Source organism: Micromonospora sp. NPDC127501 (assembly GCF_040302185.1).
In the GTDB taxonomy this organism is placed as follows: Bacteria; Actinomycetota; Actinomycetes; order Mycobacteriales; family Micromonosporaceae; genus Micromonospora.
Genome location: NZ_JBEORJ010000003.1, coordinates 259,422 through 285,292 on the forward strand (window position 1 = coordinate 259,422; position 25,871 = coordinate 285,292).

The 25,871-nt window shown below is 72.6% G+C and carries 26 protein-coding genes; 13 read left to right on the forward strand and 13 right to left on the reverse strand.

What is annotated here, in order from left to right; all coding sequences use genetic code 11:
* Positions 1-5: 5 nt before the first annotated feature.
* Positions 6-632 carry a GOLPH3/VPS74 family protein gene (locus ABTW72_RS08600; protein WP_350855987.1) on the reverse strand — a complete coding sequence of 209 codons (627 nt, stop codon included), beginning with the start codon at positions 630-632 and terminating at the stop codon, positions 6-8.
* Between the two features lie 183 nt (positions 633-815).
* Between ABTW72_RS08600 and ABTW72_RS08605 the strand changes: the two genes are divergently transcribed.
* The 3 genes from ABTW72_RS08605 to hrpB are packed head-to-tail and all read left to right on the forward strand — an operon-like array spanning position 816 to position 4,451.
* A complete protein-coding gene (locus tag ABTW72_RS08605; RefSeq protein WP_279635848.1) occupies positions 816-1,640 on the forward strand; it encodes a helix-turn-helix domain-containing protein in 825 nt (274 codons plus the stop codon).
* A 41-nt stretch (positions 1,641-1,681) separates the two neighbouring features.
* Complete coding sequence (locus tag ABTW72_RS08610) at positions 1,682-1,882, forward strand: DUF397 domain-containing protein (protein ID WP_112583435.1); 201 nt, start codon at positions 1,682-1,684, stop codon at positions 1,880-1,882.
* A gap of 28 nt (positions 1,883-1,910) precedes the next feature.
* A complete protein-coding gene (hrpB, locus tag ABTW72_RS08615; RefSeq protein WP_350855990.1) occupies positions 1,911-4,451 on the forward strand; it encodes an ATP-dependent helicase HrpB in 2,541 nt (846 codons plus the stop codon).
* Between the two features lie 8 nt (positions 4,452-4,459).
* On the opposite strand, the gene ABTW72_RS08620 is transcribed toward hrpB, so the two are convergent.
* A complete protein-coding gene (locus ABTW72_RS08620; protein WP_112583436.1) occupies positions 4,460-5,185 on the reverse strand; it encodes a PP2C family protein-serine/threonine phosphatase in 726 nt (241 codons plus the stop codon).
* 275 nt (positions 5,186-5,460) lie between these two features.
* On the opposite strand from ABTW72_RS08620, the gene ABTW72_RS08625 reads away from it, so the two are divergent.
* Positions 5,461-8,070: a glycoside hydrolase family 9 protein gene (locus tag ABTW72_RS08625; protein WP_350855993.1), complete on the forward strand. Its 2,610-nt coding sequence runs from the start codon at positions 5,461-5,463 to the stop codon at positions 8,068-8,070.
* A 66-nt stretch (positions 8,071-8,136) separates the two neighbouring features.
* Here ABTW72_RS08625 and ABTW72_RS08630 read toward each other — a convergent pair whose 3' ends face one another.
* The gene (locus ABTW72_RS08630) at positions 8,137-8,793 is read right to left on the reverse strand and encodes an HAD family hydrolase (RefSeq protein ID WP_350855996.1); all 657 of its coding nucleotides are present in this window, start codon (positions 8,791-8,793) and stop codon (positions 8,137-8,139) included.
* Positions 8,794-8,987: 194 nt separating this feature from the next.
* On the opposite strand from ABTW72_RS08630, the gene ABTW72_RS08635 reads away from it, so the two are divergent.
* Positions 8,988-9,902, forward strand: coding sequence for a hypothetical protein (locus ABTW72_RS08635; protein ID WP_350855999.1), 915 nt, complete (start codon positions 8,988-8,990; stop codon positions 9,900-9,902).
* 193 nt (positions 9,903-10,095) lie between these two features.
* Positions 10,096-11,370 carry an MFS transporter gene (locus ABTW72_RS08640; RefSeq protein ID WP_350856002.1) on the forward strand — a complete coding sequence of 425 codons (1,275 nt, stop codon included), beginning with the start codon at positions 10,096-10,098 and terminating at the stop codon, positions 11,368-11,370.
* On the opposite strand, the gene ABTW72_RS08645 is transcribed toward ABTW72_RS08640, so the two are convergent.
* Genes ABTW72_RS08645 through ABTW72_RS08665 form a run of 5 tightly spaced genes read right to left on the reverse strand, consistent with a single transcriptional unit; the run spans position 11,346 to position 15,918 of the window.
* Positions 11,346-11,603 (reverse strand): UBP-type zinc finger domain-containing protein, encoded by a 258-nt coding sequence (locus tag ABTW72_RS08645; RefSeq protein ID WP_279517376.1) that lies wholly within the window; start codon positions 11,601-11,603, stop codon positions 11,346-11,348. The genes ABTW72_RS08640 and ABTW72_RS08645 overlap by 25 nt on opposite strands.
* On the reverse strand, positions 11,600-13,171 hold the full coding sequence (locus ABTW72_RS08650) for a Na+/H+ antiporter (RefSeq protein WP_350856006.1): 1,572 nt from the start codon (positions 13,169-13,171) through the stop codon (positions 11,600-11,602). The genes ABTW72_RS08645 and ABTW72_RS08650 overlap by 4 nt, the downstream gene beginning before the upstream one ends.
* Before the next feature lie 37 nt (positions 13,172-13,208).
* The gene (locus tag ABTW72_RS08655; RefSeq protein WP_350856009.1) at positions 13,209-14,174 is read right to left on the reverse strand and encodes a TIGR03885 family FMN-dependent LLM class oxidoreductase; all 966 of its coding nucleotides are present in this window, start codon (positions 14,172-14,174) and stop codon (positions 13,209-13,211) included.
* Positions 14,175-14,226: 52 nt separating this feature from the next.
* The gene (locus ABTW72_RS08660; RefSeq protein ID WP_350856012.1) at positions 14,227-15,642 is read right to left on the reverse strand and encodes an NADP-dependent succinic semialdehyde dehydrogenase; all 1,416 of its coding nucleotides are present in this window, start codon (positions 15,640-15,642) and stop codon (positions 14,227-14,229) included.
* Positions 15,643-15,654: 12 nt separating this feature from the next.
* Positions 15,655-15,918, reverse strand: coding sequence for a DUF6343 family protein (locus ABTW72_RS08665; RefSeq protein WP_091401582.1), 264 nt, complete (start codon positions 15,916-15,918; stop codon positions 15,655-15,657).
* Positions 15,919-16,040: 122 nt separating this feature from the next.
* Between ABTW72_RS08665 and ABTW72_RS08670 the strand changes: the two genes are divergently transcribed.
* Positions 16,041-16,634, forward strand: coding sequence for an antibiotic biosynthesis monooxygenase (locus ABTW72_RS08670; protein ID WP_350856016.1), 594 nt, complete (start codon positions 16,041-16,043; stop codon positions 16,632-16,634).
* A 120-nt stretch (positions 16,635-16,754) separates the two neighbouring features.
* The gene (locus ABTW72_RS08675; protein ID WP_350856019.1) at positions 16,755-17,606 is read left to right on the forward strand and encodes a GDSL-type esterase/lipase family protein; all 852 of its coding nucleotides are present in this window, start codon (positions 16,755-16,757) and stop codon (positions 17,604-17,606) included.
* A gap of 17 nt (positions 17,607-17,623) precedes the next feature.
* Here ABTW72_RS08675 and ABTW72_RS08680 read toward each other — a convergent pair whose 3' ends face one another.
* The 3 genes from ABTW72_RS08680 to ABTW72_RS08690 form a co-directional block, all read right to left on the reverse strand.
* Positions 17,624-18,379, reverse strand: coding sequence for an EcsC family protein (locus tag ABTW72_RS08680; RefSeq protein ID WP_350856022.1), 756 nt, complete (start codon positions 18,377-18,379; stop codon positions 17,624-17,626).
* A gap of 49 nt (positions 18,380-18,428) precedes the next feature.
* Entirely contained in the window at positions 18,429-18,575 is a 147-nt protein-coding gene (locus ABTW72_RS08685; protein WP_167337326.1) for a hypothetical protein, read from the reverse strand.
* Positions 18,576-18,681: 106 nt separating this feature from the next.
* A complete protein-coding gene (locus ABTW72_RS08690) occupies positions 18,682-19,542 on the reverse strand; it encodes a peptidase M23 (RefSeq protein WP_350856025.1) in 861 nt (286 codons plus the stop codon).
* Between the two features lie 420 nt (positions 19,543-19,962).
* On the opposite strand from ABTW72_RS08690, the gene ABTW72_RS08695 reads away from it, so the two are divergent.
* From ABTW72_RS08695 to ABTW72_RS08710, 4 genes are all read left to right on the forward strand, one after another.
* Positions 19,963-20,883, forward strand: a complete 921-nt coding sequence (locus ABTW72_RS08695; protein WP_091401570.1) for a proteasome assembly chaperone family protein — start codon at positions 19,963-19,965, stop codon at positions 20,881-20,883.
* A gap of 37 nt (positions 20,884-20,920) precedes the next feature.
* Positions 20,921-21,718 (forward strand): exodeoxyribonuclease III, encoded by a 798-nt coding sequence (locus ABTW72_RS08700; RefSeq protein WP_350856028.1) that lies wholly within the window; start codon positions 20,921-20,923, stop codon positions 21,716-21,718.
* Positions 21,719-21,800: 82 nt separating this feature from the next.
* On the forward strand, positions 21,801-22,118 hold the full coding sequence (locus tag ABTW72_RS08705; RefSeq protein WP_112584657.1) for an antibiotic biosynthesis monooxygenase family protein: 318 nt from the start codon (positions 21,801-21,803) through the stop codon (positions 22,116-22,118).
* Between the two features lie 252 nt (positions 22,119-22,370).
* Entirely contained in the window at positions 22,371-23,246 is an 876-nt protein-coding gene (locus ABTW72_RS08710) for an alpha/beta fold hydrolase (protein WP_350856032.1), read from the forward strand.
* 28 nt (positions 23,247-23,274) lie between these two features.
* Here ABTW72_RS08710 and ABTW72_RS08715 read toward each other — a convergent pair whose 3' ends face one another.
* Positions 23,275-23,940 carry a class F sortase gene (locus ABTW72_RS08715; protein WP_350856035.1) on the reverse strand — a complete coding sequence of 222 codons (666 nt, stop codon included), beginning with the start codon at positions 23,938-23,940 and terminating at the stop codon, positions 23,275-23,277.
* A gap of 296 nt (positions 23,941-24,236) precedes the next feature.
* Positions 24,237-24,983, reverse strand: coding sequence for a hypothetical protein (locus ABTW72_RS08720; protein ID WP_350856721.1), 747 nt, complete (start codon positions 24,981-24,983; stop codon positions 24,237-24,239).
* A 130-nt stretch (positions 24,984-25,113) separates the two neighbouring features.
* Here ABTW72_RS08720 and trmB point away from each other — a divergent pair, with 130 nt between their 5' ends.
* Entirely contained in the window at positions 25,114-25,821 is a 708-nt protein-coding gene (gene trmB / locus ABTW72_RS08725; protein WP_502892174.1) for a tRNA (guanosine(46)-N7)-methyltransferase TrmB, read from the forward strand.
* Positions 25,822-25,871 lie beyond the last annotated feature (50 nt).

Genomic DNA, 25,871 nt, shown 5'->3' on the forward strand with positions numbered 1-25,871 from the left:
GGGGGTCAGGGGATGCCGCGCAGCACGGCGGCGCCGACGGCGGCCTCGGTGTGCCCGACGAGTTCCTTGAGGGGTGCCGGCAGCGCGGGGATGAGGACGTTCAGCCGGTGGTGCGCGCGGGGGCCGGCGCTCCACAGCACCTCGCGGGTCAGCCCGGCGGCCACGACCAGGCCGAGCAGCAGGGCGTCCGGCACGCCCGGCGGATCCGGCCGGTCCAGCAGGGCCCGCAGCCGGGTGGCCGGCCAGGCCACCGCGTTGAGGTCGATCGGCAGGTAGCTGACCGTGGTACGCAGCAGCCGGCGACTCTCCTGGCGGCGCAGCACCCCGGCGCGGGCCAACCGCTCCCCCACCGAGGTCGTGGCGCTCTGCGCCAGGAAGCTCAGCCAGGTGCGCAGCTCCCGGTGCTGGGACTCACCGACCAACTGGTCCAGCACGGTGTGCGCCAGGGCATCGGCCGGCGGACGCCGGTTGATGACGGAGATCTGCCCGGCCGTGACGGTGATGTGTCCATAAAGGATCAGCTCGCCGAGGAGCCCGCCGGCCAGCCCGAGCCCGGTCGCCGCCGGGTGGAGTTTGGCCTTGCCGCGACTGTCGTTGTGTGCGATCAGGAAGAACTCGTCGGCGATGAGCAACGGTCCTCCCGCACAGGTGTGTCCACAGTGATCGTGACCGGGAAAGGATGCACCGACAGCTACTGCAACGCAACTCCCAGATTTGAAAGTTGCACTCCGTGCATCTGCGACCTGCGGATCTTGCCGTGGCAGACTCGGACGGTGACCGCCACTCCCGCCATCCGACCCGCCGCCAGCCCGACCGTGCGGCGACGCCGCATCGCCCGGGAACTCCGCCAACTTCGGGAACGCGCGGGCATGACCCTCGATGTGGCCGCCCGTCAGCTCGACATGTCGAAGAGCAACCTCTCCCGGATCGAGACCGCACAGATCGGCATCAAGCCGCGCGACGTCCGGGCCGCTCTCGCGCTGTACCAGGTGACCGGTTCGGATGCCGAGGCGCTGATCGAGATCGCCCGGGGGGCGCAGCAGCGCGGCTGGTGGCAGAACTACAGCGACGTACTCCCCGAGTGGTTCGAGTTCTACGTCGGGCTGGAGGCCGAGGCGGCGGCGCTGCGCACGTACGAGGCCGAGTCGGTGCCCGGGCTGCTGCAGACCGAGGCGTACGCCCGGGAGATCTTCCGGCGTACCGCCGGCGAGGACGGCCTGGAGCGCAAGGTCGCCGCCCGACTGCGCCGGCAGGAGGTGCTGCGCCGCGAGGACCCGGTCGATCTGTCGGTGATCCTCAACGAGGCGGTGCTCCTGCGCCCGGTCGGCGGCGCCGCGGTGATGGCCGAACAACTGGTCCACATGAGCCGGATCGCGCAACTACCCAACGTGACAATCCAGGTACTTCCATTCGCGGCTGGCGGGCATCCGGCCATGAGCACCCCGTACGTGATCCTCAACTTCGCCGATGCCGCCGACGCGTCCGTGGTTTACCTGGATAACCTCACGATGGGGCTGGCTCTGGAGGAAGCCGATCATGTGCTCGGGTATAGCCTTCTGCACGAGGAGCTGTGCCGGATGGCGCTCGATCCGACGGCGTCGTTGACCCGTCTTGAGCATGCTTCTCGTAACTTTGCGTGACCGCTCCTGCGGCACGCCGACGCAGACGAGAGGTACCGCGGATGACGGCGTACGACCTGACCCGAGCGGACTGGCGCACCAGCACGCGCAGCAGCGGCAACGGCAACTGCGTGGAGGTCGCGACAGTCGACGGTCAGGTCGCCGTCCGGGACAGCAAGGACCGTTCCGGCCCGGTGCTCGCCTTCGGTGCGCCGGCCTGGCGGGCCTTCGTGCTCGGCGTCGGCGAGGTCCGTCGCTCCTGACGCACCCGTCCCGGTGCGAGACTGGGCCGTGCTCTCCGACGTAACAGTTGACCTGCCGGTCCGTCCGGTGCTGCCGGCGCTGGTCGCGGCACTCGACGCGGCCGGCGCCGGTGTGCTGGTGGCCCCGCCGGGCACCGGCAAGACCACCCTCGCGCCGCTGGCCGTGGCCGACCGGGTGACCGGTCGGGTGGTGATCGCCCAACCCCGCCGGGTGGCGGCCCGTGCCGCTGCCCGGCGCATGGCCGAGCTGCTCGGCGAGCGGGTCGGTGAGCGGGTCGGCTACGCGGTGCGCGGCGAGCGCCGGGTCGGCCCGGCCACCCGGATCGAGGTGGTCACCACCGGCCTGCTGGTCCGCCGGCTGCACCACGACCCGGAACTGCCCGGCACGGGCGCCGTGCTGCTCGACGAGTGCCACGAACGCCAACTCGACGCCGACCTCGCGTTGGCCTTCACCGTGGAGGCGCGCGCCACCCTCCGGCCGGACCTGTGGCTGCTGGCGATGTCGGCGACCCCGGACACCGACCGGTTCGCCGCGCTGCTGGGCGGGCCCACCCCGGCCCCGGTGGTACGGGCCGACTCGGCGTTGCACCCGGTGGAGCGGATCTGGGTGCCCCCGGCGCGCCCGATCGCCCCACCCGGGGCCGGGCCGGTGGACCGGGCCCTGCTCGACCACGTGGCAGCCACCGTCCGGCGGGCGCTGCGCGAACACGACGGCGACGTGCTCGTCTTCCTGCCCGGGGCCGGCGAGATCGCGGCGGTCACCGGCAGGCTGGCCGACCTGCGGGACTCGGTCGCGCTGCTGCCGCTGCACGGGCGTCAACGCGGCACCGAGCAGGATGCCGCGCTGCGTCGCGCGGACCGACGGCGGGTGGTGCTGGCCACCGCGCTGGCCGAGACCAGTCTGACCGTCCCGGGCGTGCGGATCGTGGTGGACGCCGGGCTGTCCCGGGTGCCCCGGATCGACCTGGCCCGCGGGCTGGGTGCGCTGGTCACCGTGCCGGTCTCCCGCGCCGCCGCCACCCAGCGGGCCGGCCGGGCCGGCCGGGAGGCCCCCGGGTACGTCTACCGCTGCTGGTCGGCGGCGACCCACGAGCGGCTGCCCGCCCGCGCCGAGCCGGAGATCGCCACCGCCGACCTGACCGGCTTCGCGTTGGAGCTGGCCGCCTGGGGCCGACCGGACGGCGTCGGGCTCGCGTTGCCCGACGCGCCGCCGGCCGCCGCGATGACGGTGGCCCGGGACACCCTGGAGACCCTGGGCGCGGTCGACGCCGACGGTCGCATCACGGCGCGGGGGCTGTCGATCGCCGCCGCCGGGGCGCACCCACGGCTGGCGCGGGCGCTGCTCGACGGCGCCGGCCGGGTCGGCGCCGACCGGGCCGCCGAGGTGGTCGCCCTGCTCGCCGAGGAGAGCGCGGCAGGCCCTGGTGACGATCTGGCCGCCGGTTGGCGTCGGCTGCGCACAGGCGTGGACGCGGGCGCGACAGCCCGTTGGCGCACCGAGGTCCGCCGGCTGCGGGCCGCGCTGCCTGCCGGCGCCCCGCCGAAGGGCCGCGCCGACGCCGTCGGCCGCGCCGGCTCGGGTGGACTGAGCGACGATCTCGCCGCCGGGCTGCTCGTCGGTCTGGCGTACCCGGAACGGTTGGCACGGGTGCGGCGGCCGGGCGGCTCGGCGTACCTGATGACCGGCGGGACCGCTGCGGAGCTGGCGACCGGCTCGGGACTGGTCGGGTCCGACTGGCTGGCGGTGGCGGTCGCGGACCGCACGCCCGGCGCGCCGTCGGCCCGCATCCGCCGGGCCTCCCCGGTGGACGAGGCGACGGCCCGGGAGGCGGCCGGCCCGTTGCTGCGCACCGACCGCGAGGTCGGCTGGTCCGACGGGGACGTGGTGGCCCGGGAGGTGACCCGGCTGGGCGCGATCGAGCTGGTCCAGCGGCGGCTGGACCGGCCGGACCGGGCGGAGGTGGCCGCCGCGCTGCTGACCGGCCTGCGTCAGGAGGGACTGGGGTTGTTGCCCTGGACGCCGGCGGCTCGGGCGCTGCGCGAGCGGCTCGCATTCCTCCGCCACCACCTGGGCGAGCCGTGGCCGGAGGTCGACGACGACTCGTTGCTCGACGCCGCGCCGACCTGGCTGGGCCCGGAGCTCGCCGCCGCGCGACGCCGGGCCGACCTGGCGCGAGTGGACGTGCCGTCGGCGCTGCGTCGACTGCTGCCCTGGGCGCAGGCCGCCCGCCTCGACGAGCTGGCCCCGGAGCGGATCGAGGTGCCGAGTGGCTCTCGGATCCGGCTGGACTACGGCGATCCGGCCGCGCCGGTGCTCGCCGTGAAACTTCAGGAGACGTTCGGCTGGCCGGCGGCCCCCCGCATCGCCGACGGTCGGGTGCCGGTGCTGCTGCACCTGCTCTCCCCCGCCGGCCGCCCGGTGGCGGTCACCGCCGACCTGGCGTCGTTCTGGCGTACCGGCTATCCGCAGGTCCGCTCCGAGCTACGCGGGCGCTATCCGCGGCACCCGTGGCCGGAGGATCCGGGAACGGCGACACCCACCCGGCACGCCACGCCACGTCGGCGCTGAGCGCCGGCCTACTCCTCGACGACGTCGGCCACCACGACTGTGACGTTGTCCGGCGCGCCGGCGTGCAGGGCCAGGTCGATCAGCTTGGCGGCGCAGGCGTCCCGGTCCGGATAGCCGCTGAGCACCTCGGTGAGGGTGTCCGGACGGACCACGTTGGAGAGGCCGTCGCTGCACAGCAGCCACCGGTCGCCGGCCCGGGGCACCATGGTCGCGTACGACGGGGAGACCTCGTCACCCTGCAACGCCTGGGTGACCACGGCCCGGCGCGGGTGGCTGCTGGCCTGGTCCGCGGTGATCACGCCCTGATCCACCAGCATCTGGACGAACGTGTCGTCCCGGGTGACCTGCTTGAGCACGCCCTCGCGGAACAGGTAGGCCCGGGAGTCGCCGACGTGCGCGAGTGCCAGACAGCTGCCGGTACGGGCGAAGAGCAGGGCGGTCAGCGTGGTGCCCATGCCCTGGCGCTCAGGATCCTCGGCGACCGCCTGTCGGATCCGGGAGGTGGCCAGTGCGATGCCACCTTCGAGCGCGGCCACCAGGGCGTCCTCGGGTGTCTCCACGTCCAGCGGGGCGACGGCGTCGATGGTGAGGGCGCTGGCCAGGTCGCCGGCGGCCATTCCGCCCATGCCGTCGGCGACGGCGACGAGCCAGGTGCCGGCGTGCAGGGCGTCCTGGTTTCCGCTGCGGATCAGCCCACGGTCGCTCGTTCCCACGGAACGCAGCTTCAGGGTCATGGGAGGCAGCCTGCCAGGCGAAGGGCGCAGTTGTCTCTAGGAGATCAGGACGACGGCGCGTGGCGCGGCCAATCTCACGTCCGGGTGGCGGCGCGTCGGGGGGTGCCGCTCGGGCTGACCGCCCTCGTCGGATGCTGAAACCCATCCAACCAGATCAATTGACATGGCGTACCGGCACTGGAAACATCGAGCCGATACCTGGGAGCGCTCCCAGGTAGCCTTCGCATCACCGTGCCACCACCAACGTCCCACTTTCCGTCCCGGAAGGACTCCCCGTGACGCCATCCCGACGCCGCCTCCTGTTGGCTGCGGCGACCACACTGGCCCTCACCGGCGCGGGCGCCGGCGCGGCCCACGCCGACCCACCACCGGACGCTCCCGAGCAGATCGACAACGGCGACTTCAGCGCCGGGGTGAGCCCCTGGTTCTCCTTCGGCACCGGCGCGCTGGCGGTGACCGACGGCCAGCTCTGCACCACCGTCGCGGGCGGTCTGGCCAACCCGTGGGACGCCGGCATCGGCCAGGACGGCGTGCCACTGATCGCCGGCGCCGAATACACCCTCGGCTTCGCGGTCTCCGCCACCCCCGGCGCCGCGGTCAAGGCCGTGTTGCAGCTCGGCAGCGCCCCGTACACCACGTACGCGGCCGTGGACGCCACCGCGACCGGCACCCTCCAGCGGGTCGAGCAGACCTTCACCGTCCCGGACGACAACCCCAGCGCCCAACTGATCTTCCAGGTCGGCGGTTCCGCCCAGGCGCAGACCATCTGTCTGGACGACGTCTCGCTGCGCGGCGGCGAGCCGCCCGAGCCGTACGAGCCGGACACCGGGCCACGCGTGCGCGTCAACCAGGTCGGCTACCTTCCCGGCGGCCCGAAGAACGCCACGGTTGTCACCGAGGCCACCGAAGCGCTGGCGTGGCAGCTGCGCAGCGCCGCCGGCGCCGTCGTGGCCAGTGGCACCACCACCGCTCGCGGTGTCGACGCCGCCTCCGGGCAGAACGTGCAGACGGTCGACTTCTCCAGCTACCGCACCCCCGGCACCGGGCTCACGCTCACCGTGGACGGCGAGACAAGCCACCCGTTCGACATCTCCGGCACCCTCTACGACCAGCTGCGCTCCGACTCGTTGCAGTTCTTCTACGCCCAGCGCAGCGGCATCGCCATCGACGGTGACCTGATCGGCGACGAGTACGCCCGACCCGCCGGCCACCTCGGCGTCGCCCCCAACCAGGGCGACACCAACGTGCCCTGCCAGCCGGGTGTCTGCGACTACTCACTGGACGTGCGCGGCGGTTGGTACGACGCCGGCGACCACGGCAAGTACGTGGTCAACGGCGGCATCGCCACCTACCAGCTGCTGAACACCTTCGAGCGGACCAAGACGGCGGCCACCGCCAACGGCGGCGCGGAACTCGCCGACAGCACGCTGCGGGTGCCCGAGCGCGACAACGGTGTGCCGGACATCCTCGACGAGGCGCGCTGGGAGCTGGAGTTCCTGCTGCGCATGCAGGTGCCCGCCGGCAAGCCGCTCGCCGGCATGGTCCACCACAAGATCCACGATCAGAACTGGACCGGGCTGCCCCTCGCGCCGCAGGACGACCCGCAGCCGCGCGAGCTGCACCCGCCGTCGACCGCGGCCACCCTCAACCTGGCCGCCACCGCCGCCCAGTGCGCCCGGCTCTTCGCCCCCTACGACGCGGCGTTCGCGACCCGCTGCGGCACTGCCGCGAAGACCGCCTACGCCGCGGCCAAGGCCCACCCGGCGGTGTACGCCAGCCCGACCGACGGCACCGGCGGCGGCGCGTACGACGACAGCAACGTCACCGACGAGTTCTACTGGGCGGCGGCCGAGCTGTACCTGACCACCGGGGCGCAGAACTACCTGGCCGACCTGACCGCCTCGCCGCACCACACCGGAAACGTGTTCGACGCACGGGGCTTCGGCTGGCAGAGCGTGGCCGCGCTGGGCCGCCTCGACCTGGCCACCGTGCCGAACGGGCTACCCGCCGCCGACCTGGCCCGGGTCCGTGCCTCGGTCACCGCCGCCGCCGACACGTACCTCGCCGAGCTGCGCCGGCAGGCGTACGGGCTGCCGATGCCCGGTGACGCCAACAGCTACTTCTGGGGCGGCAACAGCAACGTCATCAACAACGCCGTGGTGCTGGCCACCGCGTTCGACCTGACCCGCAACCCCGTCTACCGCGACGGCGCCGTGCAGGCCATGGACTACATCCTCGGTCGCAACGCCCTGAACATCTCCTACGTCACCGGGTGGGGAGAGCACGCCGCGCAGAACCAGCACAGCCGGATCTTCGGCCACCAGCTCGACCCGAACCTGCCCCGACCGCCCGCCGGTTCCCTCGCCGGCGGCCCGAACGCGGCCCTCCAGGACCCGTTCGTGGCGCAACTGCTCGCCGGCTGCGAGCCGATGTTCTGCTACGTCGACGACATCAACTCGTACTCGACCAACGAGGTGGCGATCAACTGGAACTCGGCGCTGGCCTGGATCTCCTCGTTCCTGGCCGACCAGGGTGACGCCGGCGCGGTGCCGGCCACCACCTGCACGGCGCGCTACACCAACTACGGCGCCTGGCAGGGCGGCACCGGGTTCACCGGGCAGCTGACCATCCAGAACACCGGCACCGCGGCCATCAACGGCTGGAGCGTGCGCTTCGCGTTCACCGGTGACCAGCGGGTACGCGAGGCGTGGCTGGCGAAGGTCGCCCAGTCCGGCGCGACGGTGACCGCGCGCAACGAGTCGTACAATGCCAAGATCACGCCCGGCGGCACTGTGACGTTCGGCTTCAACGCGACGACAGGCGGCGGCGCCAACCCGGGCCCCGGCCTGGTCACTGTCAACGGGGCGGCCTGCTCGCTGACCTGACCGACGTCCTGGTGACCGCCCTTCCCGGGCGGTCACCAGGACCACACGATCAGCGCGGCCGACGGGTCAACCGCCGGCCGCGTTGTGCTTCGCCACCAGGCTCGGAAGTTCGTCCAGCGAGTCGATCCGGAACAGGCACCGCTCGGCCACCGAGGAGGGGTCGAGGATGTACCCCCACGGACCCCGTCGGATCAGGCACGTCTTCATGCCGGCCTCCAGGGCCGGGCGGACGTCGTTGTCGGGTCGGTCGCCCACGTAGAGGATCGACGACGCGACACCACCGCCCGCGTCGACGACCCGCTCGAAGAACGCCGGTGCCGGCTTCGCCACGCCCCACCCGTGCGACGTGCCGATCACGTCCACGGGAAGGTCGAGACCGCGCAGGGTCGCCTCAGCGTGAGCTGGCTGGTTCCCGGCCAGACCCACGAACAGACCCTGGTCCTTCAAGGACGTCAGGCACTCACGCGCGTCCGGGTACAGGTCCTCCTCGGCGAACGACTCCGGCTGGCCGGCAACCTCCCGACGGGCCAGCTCGGTGGTGAAATCGAAGTCGGACCGGAAGACCCGGAACGTCTCCTGGTAGTCCAGACCTCTGGCGATCACCGCGCCGAAGACTGCCGAGAACGTGTGCCGGGGCACACCGAGCCAGTCGGCCCAGTCGGCGAACTCGTGAGACTCGTCGAGAATGGTGCCGCCAACATCGAAGAAGACTGCGCTGATCATGTCTGTCCCCGTTCCTCGTAGCGGTCGCTGAGGCGCGGCCGCTGTCGCGGTCGCGGTGTCGCTGGAGCTTAGGTGGGGTTGCCGGCAGTCGGTGTCCCTCTCGGCGGCGCTGTCGAGCTGATGACGTGGACGAATCACCGGACCGGCGGCAAAACCGGTGGAGCGGTAGTGCGGCGTCAGCCATGGTGAGGCCCATGGATGGCGACGAACTGGCCGGTGCGGAGCGTCGGGTGTGGGCGGCGATGCCGGCAGGGACGCGGACCGCGCTGGCCGGGCTGTCCGGGGCGGACCTGCGGACTCTGCTGTTGGCGGTGGCCCGCGACCGGGCGGCGGCCGTCCGCCCGTCGGAGGTGGTACGGCGCTGGCGCGAGGACCGGTTCGTCCGCCCGGCCGGCGCCGACCCGCGCGTGCTGGCTCGGGTGGAGGCCCGGATGTGGCAGTTGCTGCCCGCCGACGTCTCCGGTGTGGAGCTGTCGCCGGTCGTACCGGTCGGCACCTGCTCGGCGGTCGCCCGGGGCGGCCAGAACAGGATCGTCACCACGATGCGCGCCAGCGAGGTGCTGAGCGACCCCACCAACGCCCTCGCGGTCGAGGCTGCGGTGCGCCGCCGTCGGCAGAGCGAGGTGCATCTGGCCGCCGTCCACCGGGTGCTGCGGGCGCAGGATTTCGGTGCCGGGGCGTCGGCGCACTTCCGGCTCTTCGCCCTGGTGTCCAGCGCCCGGGACACCGGCTCGGGCGGGACCGAGGCTCGGCTGCTGGTCCGGCACCTCAGCTACTGGCGAACCGTCCTCGCCGAGCTGGCCCCGGCGGCCGTCCCGCAGTTGCACGTCACCCCCTTCGACGACCAGGTCGTCCGGGAACGGCTGGCCGACACCGTTCGACCGGCGCTCGCCGGGGGTACGGTGCCGCTGGTGGACGAGCCGGAACGCGCCCGCGGTCGGGGCTACTACACCGGTTGCGCCCTCCGGGTCAGCCTCCTCGGCGGCGACCTGGAGATCGGCGACGGCGGCCTCACCGACTGGACCGCCCGGCTGATGGGCGACGCCAAGGAACGCTGTCTCATCTCGTGTCTCGCCACCGAACGTCTCATCGACCACGCGGTTCACTGACGCGCGGCTCAGCTGGTGGCCGTCCCACTGGTCCGAACCCGGCCCACAAGCCGGAGTCGTCGACAGCCGGAGCCGCCACACCAACCCAGGCCCGCATCCAGCTCGTCGCCGGCAGAGTGCTGAAGGCGGCGTGTGACCGGTGCCGCACCCCGCGGGGCGCCGCTGTGGTGCCCACCCGCCCTACGGTCGGTGAATGGGCACCACAACGGACGTTCGCGGCCGCTGGCGGTCGCTGTCGCCGCTGCCGCCGCCCGGTCGGCTGCGCACCCTGTCGTTGGCCACTATGGCCAACACGGTCGGCACCGGGCTCTGGGTGACCGGCGCGGCGCTCTATCTCACCCGTTCGGTGGGGCTGACGCCGACCGAGGTGGGACTGGGGCTCACCGTCGCCGGCCTGGTCGGGCTGACCGCGAGCGTGCCGCTCGGTGGGCTCGCCGACCGGCGTGATCCCCGGGCGTTGCGTGCGGTGCTGCAACTGGCCCAGGCCGCTGTCGCCGCCGCGTACCTGCTGGTCGGCTCGTTTCCGGTTTTCGTGCTGGTGGCCACGATGGACGCGCTGCTGGTCTCCGGCAACCTGGCGGTCCGCGCCGCGCTGGTCGCCGCGGTCGCCGGCCCGCAGGGCCGGGTGCACGCGTTCGCCACCCTGCGCGCTATGGCGAACCTGGGCGTGACGCTCGGCGCGGGGCTGGCCGCGTTCGCGTTGGTGGCGGACGCCGGGTGGGCGTACCGGCTTCTGGTGCTCGGCAACGTCGCGACCTACCTGGTCTCGGCGGTGCTGATCATGCGACTGCCGTCGTATCCGCCGGTCCGGCGGGCGGTCCGGCCGCGACCGGCGCGCGCGTTGCGCGACTGGCGCTTCCTCGCGGTCGCCGGCGCTTCGGCGGCGCTCTCCGTGCACGGGGTGGTGCTGTCGCTGATCCTGCCGCTGTGGGTGGTGAGCCACACCGATGCGCCCCCGGTGACGGTCGCCGCCGTGCTGCTGGTCAACACGGTGCTCACCGTGCTGCTCGCGGTACGGCTGAGCGGGAGCGCCCGGGACGCGGTGCCGGCGGCGGCGACGATGCGTCGGGCCGGCCTGGTGCTCGCGGCCGGGATGCTGCTCTGGGCCACGACCGCCGTCGTGCCCACCGTGGCCGCGATCGGCCTGCTCCTGGGCGCGACGGTGATCTACACGGTGGGCGATCTGTGGCACAGCGCGGCCGGGGCGGCGCTGGCCTACGACCTCGCCGCCCCGGACGCGATCGGCGCGTACCAGGGGGTCGATACCCTGCTCGCCGGGCTGGCCCGCGCGGCCGGGCCGGCGGTGCTGACCTGGCTGATCCTCGACGGGGGCCCGATCGGTTGGTCGGTCCTGGCCGGGCTGCTCGCGGTCACCGGGCTGGCCGTGCCGCCGCTGACCCGACGGGCCCTGGCGAACCGCGCCGAGCCGCTTCCGGCCAGCGCTCAGCCGATCTCCTCGTCGACGTAGCACCAGCGCCAGGCCTCGCCCGGCTGCGCCGAGCGGATCACCGGGTGGCCGGTGGACGCGAAGTGCTTGCTCGCGTGCTGGTTCGGCGACGAGTCACAGCAGCCCACCTGCCCGCAGCTCAGGCAGGTGCGCAGGTGCACCCAGTAGGTGTCGCCGATGGCGACGCAGTCCGCGCACTCGTCGGGGGTACGGGGCTCGGCGGCACCGGCCTCGGTCAGGTGCTGACAGCTCACTTCTCAACCTCTCGCAGCAACGACTCTTCCAGGTCCAGGTCACGGTAGGCCTGCACCAGCACTTCCTCAGGGATCCGGCCGGAGTCCCGGGCCGCCCGGAACACATCCCGCTCGGCGTCGATCATCTCCTGCCGCAGCCGACCGTACGCCTGCGACGGGGTCTCCCGCTCGTCGCCGCCGAGTCGTTCCCACGCCATGTTGGTGCGGTCCTCCACCGCTCGGCGCAGCCGGTCCACCACCGCGCCCGGTGCGCTGTCGGCCAACTCGTCGAGGCGGTCCTGGGCGGCCTTGCTGGCCTGCTGCTGCACGGCGGCCGCGGACAGCGCGTCCTGCACCGGGTCGTCCGCTGGCAGCTTCAACCGGCGGGCGACCAGCGGCAGGGTGGCGCCCTGACCGACCAGGGTGAAAACGATCACGGCGAAGGCCAACCAGATCAACAGCGCCCTGGGGTACGACTCGCCGCCGGCCAGGGTCAGCGGAAGGGCCAGCGCGGCAGCCAGGGTCACCACGCCCCGCATGCCGGCCCAGCCGATGATGATCGGGAACTTCGGTGACGGCCGGGCGTCACGGCGGCGAACCCGGGGGACCAACCGGGCCAGGTAGGTGGCCGGGAAGAGCCAGACGAACCGGGTCAGGAAGACGGTGGCGAGCACCGCGAAGGTGATCAGGATGAGCGAGCCGATCGGCTCGTCGAGATCGCGCAGCACCTCTCGCAGTTGCAGCCCGACCAGCAGGAAGACCAGGCCCTCCAGCAGGAAACGGACCAGCCGCCAGAACGCGCCGATCTGCAACCGGGACGCCGCCGACAGCAGCTGGGGCAGCTTGTGCCCGAGCACCAGGCCGGTGACGACCACGGCGACCACACCGGAGGCGTGCAGGTATTCGGCGGTGAACACCACCGCGAACGGGATGATCAGCGACAGCGCGTTGTCCAGCAGCGGGTCGGTGATCCGCCGATGGAGGAAGCCGAACACCAGCGCCCCGAGCGCCCCGATCAGGATGCCGCCGCCGGTGGACCGCAGCACCTCGATGGCGATCTTGTCGGCGCCGACGGCCGAGCCGACGGTGGCCATCGTCGCGACCCGCAGCAGCACCAGCGCGGTCGCGTCGTTGACCAGGCTCTCGCCCTCCAGGATGGTGACGACCCGGCGGGGCAGCCCGACCCGACGGGCGACGGCCGTGGCGGCCACGGCGTCCGGTGGGGCGACCACCGCGCCGAGGGCAAGGCAGATCGCGAACGGCAGCTGCGGCAACAGCAGGTGCAACACCAACCCGACCACGAACGCGGTGAACAACACCAGGCCGACCGCGAGCAGCAGGATCGGCCGGATGTTGTTCTTGAACGCCGGCACCGAGGTCTCCAGCGCGGCGACGTAGAGCAGCGGCGGCAGGATCCCGACCAGCACCAACTCCGGGTCGAGTTCGATCTGCGGGAAGCCTGGCAGGAACGAGAGCGCCAAGCCGAGGACGACCAGCACGATCGGCGCGAGCAGACCGAGCCGGCGGGCCAACGCGGCGCCCAGGGTGGCGATCGCCAGGAAGACGACGACCGGAAACAGGCTTTCCATGGGGTACGAGCCTAGGGGTACGCCTGTTCGGCCTCGATCAGCCGCCCGGGCGCAGCTTCGGCAGCACCTCCGCCCCGAACGCGTCGATGAAGCCGCGCTGCTCCTGCCCGACGTGGTGCAGGGCGATCTGGTCGAAGCCGAGCTGCGCGTACTCCTCCAGCCAGCCGACGTGCCGACCCAGGTCCGCCGACACGTTCACCACCTCGGCGACCCGCTGCGCCGGCACGTCGGCGGAGACCACGTCGAAGTGTTCGACGGTCTCCAGGTCCCAGCAGACCGGCGGGGCGAAGACGTTGCTGCGCCACTGGTCGTACGCGAGCGCCTCGGCCTGAGCCTGCTCCGGTGCCCAGGAGACGTGCACCTGGAGGTGCAGCGGCCCACGCCCGCCCGCGTCCCGGTACGCGTCGATCATCTCGCGCAGGTGTGCCACCGGGGCGTTCACGGTGATCAGCCCGTCCGCCCATTCGGCGCACCAGCGGGCGGTGGCCACGCTGACGGCGGCGCCGACTAGCGCGGGCGGCTGCTCGGGGCGGGTCCACAGCCGGGCCCGATCCACCCGGACCAGGCCGTCGTGGCTGACCTCCTCGCCGGCCAGCAGGGCCCGGATCACGTCCACGCACTCGCGCAGCCGGGCGGCGCGCACGTCCTTGCGCGGCCACGGGTCGCCGGTGATGTGCTCGTTGCTGGCCTCGCCGGTGCCCAGGGCCGCCCAGAACCGGCCCGGGTACATCGCGCCGAGGGTGCCGATCGCCTGCGCGATGATCGCCGGGTGGTACCGCTGACCGGGCGCGTTGACCACGCCGAACGGCATGCCGGTGGCCTGCAACGCCGAGCCCAGCCAGGACCACGCGAAGCCGGACTCGCCCTGCCGGGCGCTCCACGGGGAGAAGTGGTCGGAGCACATGGCGGCGTCGAAGCCGGCCCGCTCGGCGTGGATCACCGCCTCCAACAGGGCGCGTGGACCGATCTGCTCATGCGAGGCGTGAAACCCGAACGACGTCATGGGCACACTTCCTACCCACGACGGCACCGGCTGACGCGTGCCTCACCCCGAACTACTCGGCGTGCGCGCCGGCGCCGGCCGACGCGGCGCCCTCCCCCACCCAGACCGTCTTGGTGTTGCAGAACTCCCGCATGCCCAGCGCCGACAGCTCCCGCCCGTACCCGGAGTTCTTCACACCGCCGAACGGCAGCTCCGGGTACGAGGTGGTCATTCCGTTGATGAAGACGTTGCCGGCGTCCAGGTCGGTGGCGAAGCGCTCCTGCTCGGCCGGGTCCCGGGTCCAGGCGTTCGAGCCGAGTCCGAAGCTGGTGCCGTTGGCGACCTCGATCGCCTCCTCGTACGACGAGACCCGGAACAGGCCGGCGACCGGGCCGAAGACCTCCTCGGACCACATCCGCATCCGCGGGGTGAGGTCGGTGACCACGGTCGGCGGGTAGAACCAGCCGTCACCGCTCGGCGGCTCGCCGCCGCAGAGCACCGTCGCGCCGTTGTCGACCGCGTCGCGGACCTGAGCGTGCACCTCGTCGCGGCCACGCTCGCTGGCCAGCGGCCCGACGTCGGTGTTCGGGTCCATCGGGTCGCCGACGCGCAGCGCGGCCATGTTGGCGGCGAACTTCTCGGCGAAGGCGTCGAACACGTCGGTGTGCACGATGAACCGCTTCGCGGCGATGCAGGACTGGCCGTTGTTCTGGCAGCGGGCGGTGGTGGCGACCTCGGCGGCGCGGTCCACGTCGGCCGAGGGCATCACCACGAAGGGGTCGCTGCCGCCGAGTTCGAGGACGGTCTTCTTCAGCTCCCGTCCGGCGATCTGCGCGATGGACCGGCCAGCGGGCTCACTGCCGGTGAGGGTCGCGGCGCGTACCCGGGGATCGCTGAGGATGTGGTCGACGGCCTCCGAGTCGACCAGCACGGTGGTGAAGGCCCCCTCGGGGAAGCCTGCTCGCCGGAACACGTCCTCCAGCAGCAGCGCGGTCTGCGGCACGTTCGAGGCGTGCTTGAGCAGACCGGTGTTGCCGGCCATCAGCGCCGGGGCGGCGAAGCGCATCACCTGCCAGAGCGGGAAGTTCCACGGCATCACCGCGAGCACCACGCCGATCGGTTGGTAGCGGATGAACGCCCGGGTGGCCTTCACGGCGTCGGCGTCGGCCGGCTCGTCGGCGAGGAACGCGGGGGCCTTGTCGGCGTAGAAGCGGGCGGCCGTGGCGCACTTGGTCACCTCGGCCTGCGCGGCGACGTACGTCTTGCCCATCTCCGTGGTCATGATCCGGGCGATCTCGTCGCGCTCGGCGTCCAGCAGGTCGGCGGCGGCCTTCATCCACTGGGCGCGCTGGTCGACGGTCGTCGCCCGCAGCTGGTGGAACGCGAGGTCCGTGCGTTCGATGGCGTCGTCGAGTTGCTCGGTGGACATCGCCTCATAGGTCTTGAGCACCTGTCCGGTGGCGGGGTTGGTGGTGGCGATATGGGGCATTCCGTCCTCCTGTCACTCGAACAACGAGTGTCGTACGCCTGGCTCCTCGCGACGGCGGGCGGCGCGGCGGCGCTGGATCACGACCAGGTCGACCACGGCGACCACGGCGAAGATCGCGCAGAGTACGCCGAGCCAGGCGATGCCGGCCCAGAACGCCAGCACCGCGAAGAGCACCATGATCACCAGCCCGAAGCTGGCAAGGGTGAGCCGAAGGTTCAACGCGCTGTTCGCGTGGCCGACCGTGCCACGGGCGCGCCGGGGCTGCGATCTCGTCATACCCACCGACCTACCCCCGATCGGCCGGATTAACCGGTACCGGTCGCCCGCACACCCGCACCCGCCGGTGTGCTCCGGCACATCCGTTCGCGCCGCGGCCTCGTCGACCGCAGGATGGGCGCATGTCAATGACCCTCGCCGTGCCGGTGACCGTCTCCATCGCCCGCCGCGTCGATCCCGGCCGGGCCAACGAGATGGTGGCTTGGATGCGGGCCGGCACCGCGCTGGCCGAGGCGTTCCCCGGGTTCCTCGGCGCCGGCTGGGTGCAGAGCGGCCCCGGTTCGCCGGAGTGGCACATGCTCTACCGCTTCGCCGACGCCGAGACGCTGCGCCGCTGGGAGGAGTCGCCGCAGCGGCACTGGTGGCTCAGCTCGGCGCAGGGCATCGTCGAGCACACCCGGGTCGAGCGGCGTACCGGAATCGAGGGTTGGTTCGACAGGCCGCTGGAGCAGTCGGTGGACCCGGTGGAGCCGGCCCCGCCCGCGTCGCCGCCGCGCTGGAAGCAGGCGGTGACGATCTGGCTGGCGTTCTTCCCCCTGAGCCTGACCGCGACCCTGCTGACGAGCCGTTTCCTCGACGCGGTGCCGCTGGCGGCCCGGGTGCTGCTGATGACGCTCTGCCTGACCCCGCTGATGACCTATCTGGTGCTGCCCCGGATCACCCGGGCGTTGCACTGGTGGCTGCACGGTCAGCGGGCACCGTGGCGGGACGCATAGCACCCCTACGGCCTCCGCGTCGGCACTCTGCCGCATACCCGACAGCAACTTCCCGGCAAACCACCTCCTGCGCATAGAGTTACCGCGCTGTCGCTCTGTGCTGCGGGAACGGGAGACATCATGCCTCGACGCTGGGTCGCCGCACTGGCCTGTCTCGCGGCGCTGGTCGCGCTGGCGTGCGAGGGCGGCAACTCCGCGACACCCCGCCCCACCACGAGCGCCGGACCGTCGAGCGGGCCCGGCGGCATCGCCGCCCTCGGCGACTCGATCAGCACCGGCTTCGCCTCCTGCCTGGTGCTCACCTCCTGCGAGCGCAACTCCTGGTCCACCGGGGACGGGTTGCGGGTGCAGAGCCACTACCGGCGGTTGCTCGAACAGAACCCGGCGATTCGCGACCGGACGTACAACCATGCCCGTCCCGGCGCCCGCGCGGACGCCCTGGCGGGTCAGGCCCAGGCGGCGGTACGCGACCGCGCCGACTACGTCACAGTGCTGATCGGTGCCAACGACGTCTGTCGGGGCGGGGCGGACGCGATGACGCCGGTGGCCCAGTTCCGGGCCGACGTCGACCGGGGGCTGCGGGTCCTGCGGACCGGCCGGCCGAAGGCCCGGGTGCTGGTGGTGAGCATCCCCGACCTGTACCGGCTCTGGGAGGTCGGGCACGACGACGCCCGGGCGACCCGCGCGTGGCGGCGGGGCATCTGCCCGGCCCTGCTGGCCGACGCGACCTCGACCGCACCGGCCGACCGGGCGCGCCGGGCCGCCGTCCGGGACCGGATCGACGCCTACAACGCCGAGTTGAAGGCGGCCTGCCGGGCGTACGGGGCACGGTGCCGGCACGACGGCGGCGCGTTGCACAAGGTCCGGTTCACCCTGGACCTGCTCAACCCGCTGGACTGGTTCCACCCCAACGCCACCGGCCAGGGCCGCATCGCGGAGGTGACCTGGCGCTCCTCCGGCCTGGCCAGCTGAACGACCCCGACGGGCCGTCAGCGTTGGCGCGGCTCCGGGACGGCGTTGCCGCGGGAGCCGTAGAGGGCCCGGGACCGCTGGGCGAGGTCCTTGGTAGCCGAGGAGTTGGCCCAGGTGCCGAGCACGATGGCCGCACCGGGGACGATCTTGGCGACCATCCGCTTCGCGGCCCGGACACCGGCCATCTGGGCCAGTCGGACGCCGAGTTGCAGCATGACCCGACCGAGCGGACGCTGACCGCCCAGGCCGAAGAGCGCGTCGGCGCGTTCCCGGCCGGCGGCCACGCCGAGCGCCAGCCGGGCGCTCTCGGCGACCTTGTGCACCCGTTGGAGCACCAGCAGGTCGGTGGCCCGGTCATTGTGCAGGGGGTCGACGTCGTAGGCGGCGGCGATGTGCAGCACCATCCGCGCCTGGGTCCAGGCCAGCACGCCCACGTCGATCACGGCGCCGGGCAGCCCGGCCGCGCCGGAGACCGCGCCGGACAGTCGGGCCAGGTTGACGAACTTGCGGGCCGCCTGGTCGGCCAGGACCTCGGCGGACACCCCGGGCTGCTCGGCCCGGGCACGGGCGGCCCACTGCACGGCTTCCGGCCCGAGGCGGCGCACCGCCTCCAGGGCAAGGTGCTCCGGCGCGTACTGCGGGTCGTCACGCATCCGGTCCCAGAGTCGGGCCGGCGGACCCTCGGGGGCGTCCACCGGCCCGGCCGGCAGGTCGACGGACGGCTGCGGAGTAGGGGTGGCGGGCTGACCGCCGACGGGCGGGGTGTCGGTCACCAGGTCTCCCCAGGGGTGGAAACGGTGGACAGGGCGGCCGATGGAGCGGTCAGCGGCGGCGGTTGGAGAACCGCGCTGCCAACCCCTTCAGCTTCTGCTGGTTGCCCGGCTTGGCCATCTCGCGACGGCCCCGGTCGACCATCTGCTGCCCCTTCGGTGATTTCAAAAACGCGCTGATCCGCTGCATCAGTGACATAACGTCCTCCTGTCGACGATCCCTCAGTCATGTGTACCCCGTACCCGCAACACATGTACCCGGGATGCGACAGCCTCAACCCTGACCGTCCATAGTGGGCGGTAGGTTACCGCCCCGCCGGCACGATGGCGTCGACGACCCGGGTGGCCCGCCACTCGTGCTGCTGGTAGTGCTCGGGGTACGCGGAGACCTGCACCGCCTGGGCGGCGTCGGTGAGCCGCATCCGCTGCCAGCCGGGCACCTGCTCCAGCGCGCTGAGGAACTGCCGGGTGGCGAACTCGGGGTCCATCAGCCGCCCCACCGGGCCCCAGCCGCTGCTGGAACGCTGCTGGAACAACCCGACCGAGTCGTGGTCCCAGCCAACGCCCTGGTGCGGATAGTCCTGCGACTCGGGCAGCACGCCGCTGGCCACGTTGTAGAGATTGCTCTCCTGCATGGCGGTGGCCACCGCGATCACCAGACCCCGGCGCGGCACACCCATCTTGCGGCCGGTACGGACGATCGCCTCGGCGTTCTCCATCTGGTCCTCGTCCAGCCCGGCGACGGGTGCCGGATCTGTCGGGCGAGCCGGCGCGACCTTGCGGGCCGGCGCGCTGGTGTCCGGGTCGGCGGGGCTCGCCGCGGCGGACTGGGCGGCGGCAGAGGTGCTCGGGGCAGCCGTGCGGTCGAGGGAACGGGAGGCGCGCTGCTGCTCGGCGCGCTGCGCCAGCTCGGCGCTGGAGAGCGATCCACTCCGGGTCGCCGCGTCGGCGTCCTCGTCACGAACCTGGACGACGGCGGTCAGACCCAGGCAGCACACCACACCGGTGGCCAGCGCCAGCTGTGCCCGGCGTCGACCGGTCAGGTCCCGGGCGTACGCCCGGAGCCGGCTCGCGGCGGTTGTCCGTTCGGTTGAGGTGCCATCCTCCATATCGGCAGTGGGCCTGCTCGGGGCGTACGGGTCGTCGAGGGTGCCGTCGTCACGCATCAGCCGAGGCTAGGCAGGTGGAAACCCTGATCACGCACGGTGATCACGTGGCGCTCGACACAGATCGGGGTCGTACTGGTGGACGACCTGGGCGGGGTGACCCGCCCGGGGAACGGACCTCGCGTACCGGATGAAGCTGGCGCCGCACGCGGACCGGCACGGGACCGGACAGGGTCGACCATTTCACCCCTGAGCCTGACATGATCGACAAACTCGGCCTTTGGGCCGAACCATCCCTCGGCCGATCGGCCAGGAGGCTCGGCCTGGTGGCGTAAACAACCGATTGGTCCGGTCACGCCCACCACCCGGCCAACGGATCGCCCGACGCAGGAATGCACCAGGATGGCGGGTACGTTGCCCGAACGGGTGCCCTCCGTCGCGACGGCACCCCGCAGGCACATTTCAGGGAGGTCCGCACCGGTGCTCGACCCACACGAGCTCTACCAGCTCACCGACGATCTGCCCGACCTCGGGCAGCCGGTCCTGATCCAGGCCCTCACCGGGTTCGTGGACGCCGGAAACGCCAGCCGACTGGCGCGTGAGCAGCTACTCACCTCGCTGGAGGGTCGGCCGATCGCCACGTTCGACGTCGACCAGCTCTTCGACTACCGATCGCGACGACCGGTGATGACCTTCGTCGAGGACCACTGGGAGAGCGTCGACGCGCCCAAGCTGGAGCTGCACCTGCTGCAGGACGACGACGAGACCCCGTTCCTGCTGCTCACCGGCCCCGAACCGGACCTGCAGTGGGAGCGTTTCGTGGCCGCCGTGGCCGGGCTCGCCGCCCGCCTGGACGTCCGGCTCACGGTGGGGCTCAACTCGATCCCGATGGCGGTCCCGCACACCCGGCCGACCGGGGTGACAGCGCACGCCACCCGCCCCGAACTGATCGCCGGCTACGAGCCCTGGTTGCAACGCGTCCAGGTGCCCGGCAGCGTCGGTCACCTGCTGGAGTTCCGCCTCGGCGAGCAGGGCCGCGACGCGCTGGGCTTCGCCGCCCACGTGCCGCACTACGTGGCGCAGACCGAGTACCCGGCGGCCGCCGAGGTACTGCTCACCTCGGTGTCGCGCAGCACCGGGCTGCTGCTGCCCGGCGACGGGCTGCGCTCGGCCGCCGAGGTGGTCCGGGTGGAGATCGACCGGCAGGTCGCGCAGACCGAGGACGCCGCGGCCCTGGTCCAGGCCCTGGAGGAGCAGTACGACGCGTTCGCCCGAGGTCGGGGCGAGAAGAGCCTGCTCGCCCCGGATGCCGGCCCACTGCCCACGGCCGACGAACTCGGCGCCGAACTGGAACGGTTCCTGGCCGAACAGACCCGTCCCGGCGACACCCCGGGCAGCTGACCCGGCGTCACGGCGGCGGATGCGGCAGGCTGGGGGCATGCGCCTGGCGACCTGGAACGTCAACTCGGTGAAGGCCCGCCTACCCCGGCTGCTGGAGTGGCTGGCCGACACCGGGCCGGACGTCGTCTGCCTGCAGGAGACGAAATGCCCGGACGGCGCCTTTCCGGTGACCGAGGTGGGCGCGCTGGGCTACACCGTTGCCAGCCACAGTGACGGCCGGTGGAACGGGGTGGCCATCCTGTCCCGGGTCGGGCTGGGCGACGTCCGGGTCGGGTTCGCCGGTGAACCCGGCTTCCCCGAGCCGGAGGCCCGGGCCATATCCGCCACCTGCGACGGGGTGCGGGTCTGGTCGGTGTACGTGCCCAACGGCCGGACGCCGGACGACCCGCACTACGCGTACAAGTTGGCCTGGTTCGCGGCGCTGCGCGACGCGCTGGACGCGGAGCTGGCCGGCGGGTTGCCGGTGGCGGTCTGCGGCGACTTCAACGTCGCCCCGACCGACGCCGACGTCTGGGACCCGGCGGTCTTCACCCACTCCACGCACGTCACCCCGCCCGAGCGGGCGGCCCTCGCGGCGCTGCGCGACCTGGGCCTCAGCGACGTCGTACCCACTCCGATGAAGGGTCCGCACCCCTTCACCTACTGGGACTACCGGGCCGGCATGTTCCACCAGAACAAGGGCATGAGAATCGACCTGGTGTACGCGTCCGCGCCGTTCGCCCGAGCGGTCCGCTCCGCGTACGTGGACCGCGAGGCCCGCAAGGGCAAGGGCCCCTCCGACCACGCGCCGATCGTGGTCGACGTGGATCTGGTCCCGGCGGTCGAGGCGTTCTGAGCCCGCTCCGCCGTCCCGGCTGCCCGCCTGGTGTGCAGCGGGCTGCCGTCCTGGTGCCGCGTCCGCTGGCTAGGGTGGGCAGATGGCAGTCGTGAAGATCAACGCAATCGACGTACCACCCGGTGGCGGCGCGGAGCTGGAGAAGCGGTTCGCCGCCCGGGCCGGCACCGTGGAGAACTCCCCCGGTTTCCTCGGCTTCGAACTCCTCCGCCCGGTCGCCGGCGAGACCCGCTACTTCGTCTACACGAAGTGGGAGAGCGAAGAGGCGTTCCAGGCGTGGGCCGCCGGCCCGTCGCGCGCCGCCCACGCCACCGCTCCCGGCGACAAGCCCCGTCCCCCGGTCTCCACCGGCGCCAGCCTGCTGGAATTCGAGGTGGCGCTGCACGTCCCTCAGCCCTGACCATCCACGCGGCTTGATCCACCCCGGTTGAGTGAAACCGGGGTGTCCGAGTCCGTGGGATACCGCGACATCAAGGATCCCGTGTCGATCACCACCGCGGGACTGGGCCGCACCTTCAGCCAAATCGCGCCGGACCGGGCGTTTCCGTTGCTAGCGTCGAAGCGGCCCGAGCGGTAGCCGGCCACCAGTCGCCCTACCGCCCGGCACCTGCCGTTCACGCTGGGCGGTCTCAGGAAGGTGCGGGGTCCGGCCATGTTCGACGGCTTCGAAGAGTTCGACATCGAGACGCCCGGCGCGACGATCCACGGACGCCGCGGCGGGAGTGGGCCGCCGGTTCTGCTGCTGCACGGCATCCCCGAGACGCACCTCATGTGGCACCAGGTCGCGCCACGGCTCGCCGAGGACTACACAGTCGTCGCCACCGACCTGCGGGGTTGGGGCGACAGCGGTAAGCCGCCGAGCAGTCCGGATCACGAGCCGTACAGCATGCGCGCCATCGCCCGCGACCAGGTCGCGGTGATGCGGAGCCTGGGCCATGAGCGGTTCCGACTCGTCGGCCACGATCGCGGAGCGCGCTGCGCGTACCGGCTCGCGCTGGACGAACCGGACGCCGTCACCCGGCTGGCCGTGATGGACGTGGTGCCCATCGGCGACGTCTACAACCGCGCCGACAAGACGTTCAGCCTCTCCTACTGGGTCTGGTCCTTCCTGGCGGCGCCCGCCCCGGTGCCCGAGCAGTTCATCGACGCGGCGCCCGCGGTGCTCGTCGACTTCATGCTCGACACCTGGCCCGAGGTCAAGGACGCCTTCCCCGCCGAGATCCGCGCGGCGTACGTCAAGCAGTTCAGCGACCCCGCCACGGTGCACGCGATCTGCGAGGAGTTCCGCGCGGCCGCGACGCTGGACTACCAGCAGGACGAGGCGGACCGCGGAAACCGGAAGATCGCCTGCCCGGTGCTGTTTCTCTGGAGCCAACACGGCCAGGTCGCGAAGCTCTACGACGACCCGCTCGCGATCTGGCGGGAGTGGGCCGACGACGTACGCGGCGAGCCGGTCCCGGTCGGGCACTTCATTCCGGAGGAAGCCCCCGACGAGACCACCCGCCAACTCCTGGCCTTCCTGAGCTGACGCCGGCCCGGCCTCACCCGGCCCGGCCTCAGGACCTGCGGGAGGACTGGAGGGTGGCGAAGGCGATGACGTTGTCGGCGTAGCCGGTACGGCCCCCGATGAACTGCCCACCGCAGGTGATCAACCGCAGCCCGGGTGGCCCGTCGTGGCCGTAGATCCGCTCGGCGGGCAACTGGTCCTTCGGGAAGTGTTCGACGGTGTCGACCCGGAACACCACCACCGACTCGTCCGCCCGGGCCACCTCGATCAGGTCGCCGGGGTGCAGCTTGCCCAGGTCGTAGAAGACCGACGGGCCGGTCTTCGTGTCCACGTGCCCGACGATCACCGCCGGGCCAGGCTCACCGGGGGTGGGCCCCCGGTCGTACCAGCCGGTTTCGTTGTGCCGTTCCAACGGCGGTACGGCGATCGAGCCGTCCCGTGCCTGCCCGACGGGCGCCACCGGCGCGGTCACCTTGATCGCCGGCACCGAGAGGCGCACCGGGCGACTGGCCGACAAGCCGACCGACTCACTGCGGGCCGGCCGGTCGCCGCCGGTCGGGGCCAGGTCGAACGGGCCGACCGAACGGCCCAGCCCGGCCCCGGTGGCGAAGACCCCGGCCAACACCAGCACCACGGCCAACGGCACCGACCAGGGGCTGCGACCGGAGGGACGACTACGCCGGGGGGCAACGGCGGTCGGCGGACGCGCGGCCACCGACGGGCGGTCGGGATCCGGCGGGCGGTTTGGATCCGGCGAGCGGTTTGGATCCGGCGAGCGGTGGGGCCTTGGCGGGCGGTCGCCCGGCCAACCATCGTCCAAGGGCAGCCGAACGTCATCGGGCGGTGAGGCTGGGCGGCCGGCGAACGGCTGGCGGGCAGCGTCCGGAGGCGAGGCGGGCCGGCCAGCGAACGGCTGGCGGGCAGCGTCCGGAGGCGAGGCGGGCCGGCCAGGCGCCGGCGGGCGTGAACCGGCCGGCGGCGGCGTGGGGCGGAAGATCTCCATGGCGGGCCTCAGCGACGCGCGGCGGCTCGGGGGCGGCGCAGCGCCATCACGGCAAGGATCAGCCCGGTGATGATCAGTGCCGCGCCGCCGGGCAGCAGCAGCTTGCCGGTCACCCCGCCGGTGCTCCCACCGAAGCCGGTCGCCGGACCACGGCTGGGCTGGACGGGGACCTTCTTGACCACCTGGAGCATTGTCGAGGCGGTCTCGCCGTCGCGACACTCCAGCTTGACCCGGTAGTTGCCGGGGCGGGTGCGCTCGCGGACCATCGGCGCGGCGGTGAGCACCCCGCGCTGCGGCTGCACGCCGACCGCCCCGAAGGCGTCGGAGACCACGGTGGCGCCCACCGAGTTGTCCCGACAACTGGCCCGGATGCCGACCAGGTAACCGGGCTGCACGGTGCTGGGGCTCACCTCGACGAAGATGTCCACCGCCGGAGTCGGTTGGGGCGCTCCGCCGGGCAGCCCTTCGGGCTGCGGCGCGGGCGCGACAGCCCACTCGGACGCGGGCCCGACGGCAGCAGCCCACTCGGACGCGGGCGCGACGGCAACGGCCTGCTCGGGCACGGCAAGAACGGCAGCAGGCCGCTCGGGCACGGGAAAGACGGCGACGGCAGGCTGGGATGCGGCAAGGGCAGAGGCGGCAGGCCCGGGTGTGGCGAGGGCGGGCGCGGCGAGGGCGGGCGTGGCGGCCAGCAGGGGGCCGGCCAGCACGGTCACCAGCGACAGGGTCACGACGCCGCGGGTCACTGTCACGATGCCCCCTCTCGACGCCGTGCGGCCGGGTCGGGCGGTGGAGCACCCGACCTGCCGTACCAGTTGGATCCTCTCATTTCCGGTCGCACATCACATCCGATCCGCCGGCGGCGTCGCGTACGCTCGGGTCGCTGTGACCGCCACCGACCATGACCCCGCCGTCCCGCCCGCGAGCCGGACGATCCGCACGTTCCACCCCCGCCGGGGTCGGATGAGCGACCGGCAGACCGACGCGCTGAGCCGGCTCTGGCCCGCGTACGGCCTCGATGTGCCGGACGGACCTGTGCTGCCCGTCGACCTGGCCGACCTGTTCGGTCGCCGGGCGCCCGTGGTGCTCGAGATCGGCTCGGGCATGGGCGACAGCACCGCTGCGATGGCCACTGCCGACCCGGATCGAGATTATCTGGCGGTCGAGGTGCACACGCCGGGAATCGCCAACCTGCTCGACCTGGTGGAGCGTGGTGGCCTGCGCAACGTGCGGGTGGCGCAGGGTGACGCGTTGTCCCTGGTCAGCGGCTTGCCCGAGGGCGTGCTGGACGCCGTGCACGTCTTCTTCCCAGACCCGTGGCCGAAGTCCCGCCACCACAAGCGGCGGCTCATCCAACCGGCGCACGTGGCGCTGCTGCGGTCCCGGCTGCGCTCCGGCGGCATGCTGCACTGCGCGACCGACTGGGCCGAGTACGCCGACGTGATGCGGGAGACGCTGGAGGCGGACCCGGAGCTGGTGGACACGTACGGCGGCTTCGCGCCACGGCCGGCGCACCGACCGGTGACGAAGTTCGAGCGGCGAGCGATCAGGGCCGGTCGGCCGGTCGCCGACCTGCTGTACCGCCGACGGTGACCGGCGAAACGCCCGAACCGGCATTCGGCGGCGCGTTCGGGGCGGCCCGG

Excerpts from the sequence above, each read along its gene's own strand:
- ABTW72_RS08610 (WP_112583435.1), top strand. The coding sequence starts at position 1,682 with ATGACGGCGTACGACCTGACCCGAGCGGACTGGCGCACCAGCACGCGC.
- ABTW72_RS08620 (WP_112583436.1), bottom strand. The coding sequence starts at position 5,185 with ATGACCCTGAAGCTGCGTTCCGTGGGAACGAGCGACCGTGGGCTGATC.
- ABTW72_RS08630 (WP_350855996.1), bottom strand. The coding sequence starts at position 8,793 with ATGATCAGCGCAGTCTTCTTCGATGTTGGCGGCACCATTCTCGACGAG.
- ABTW72_RS08635 (WP_350855999.1), top strand. The coding sequence starts at position 8,988 with ATGGATGGCGACGAACTGGCCGGTGCGGAGCGTCGGGTGTGGGCGGCG.
- ABTW72_RS08640 (WP_350856002.1), top strand. The coding sequence starts at position 10,096 with ATGGGCACCACAACGGACGTTCGCGGCCGCTGGCGGTCGCTGTCGCCG.
- ABTW72_RS08650 (WP_350856006.1), bottom strand. The coding sequence starts at position 13,171 with ATGGAAAGCCTGTTTCCGGTCGTCGTCTTCCTGGCGATCGCCACCCTG.
- ABTW72_RS08655 (WP_350856009.1), bottom strand. The coding sequence starts at position 14,174 with ATGACGTCGTTCGGGTTTCACGCCTCGCATGAGCAGATCGGTCCACGC.
- ABTW72_RS08660 (WP_350856012.1), bottom strand. The coding sequence starts at position 15,642 with ATGCCCCATATCGCCACCACCAACCCCGCCACCGGACAGGTGCTCAAG.
- ABTW72_RS08665 (WP_091401582.1), bottom strand. The coding sequence starts at position 15,918 with ATGACGAGATCGCAGCCCCGGCGCGCCCGTGGCACGGTCGGCCACGCG.
- ABTW72_RS08670 (WP_350856016.1), top strand. The coding sequence starts at position 16,041 with ATGTCAATGACCCTCGCCGTGCCGGTGACCGTCTCCATCGCCCGCCGC.
- ABTW72_RS08675 (WP_350856019.1), top strand. The coding sequence starts at position 16,755 with ATGCCTCGACGCTGGGTCGCCGCACTGGCCTGTCTCGCGGCGCTGGTC.
- ABTW72_RS08685 (WP_167337326.1), bottom strand. The coding sequence starts at position 18,575 with ATGTCACTGATGCAGCGGATCAGCGCGTTTTTGAAATCACCGAAGGGG.
- ABTW72_RS08690 (WP_350856025.1), bottom strand. The coding sequence starts at position 19,542 with ATGCGTGACGACGGCACCCTCGACGACCCGTACGCCCCGAGCAGGCCC.
- ABTW72_RS08700 (WP_350856028.1), top strand. The coding sequence starts at position 20,921 with ATGCGCCTGGCGACCTGGAACGTCAACTCGGTGAAGGCCCGCCTACCC.
- ABTW72_RS08705 (WP_112584657.1), top strand. The coding sequence starts at position 21,801 with ATGGCAGTCGTGAAGATCAACGCAATCGACGTACCACCCGGTGGCGGC.
- ABTW72_RS08710 (WP_350856032.1), top strand. The coding sequence starts at position 22,371 with ATGTTCGACGGCTTCGAAGAGTTCGACATCGAGACGCCCGGCGCGACG.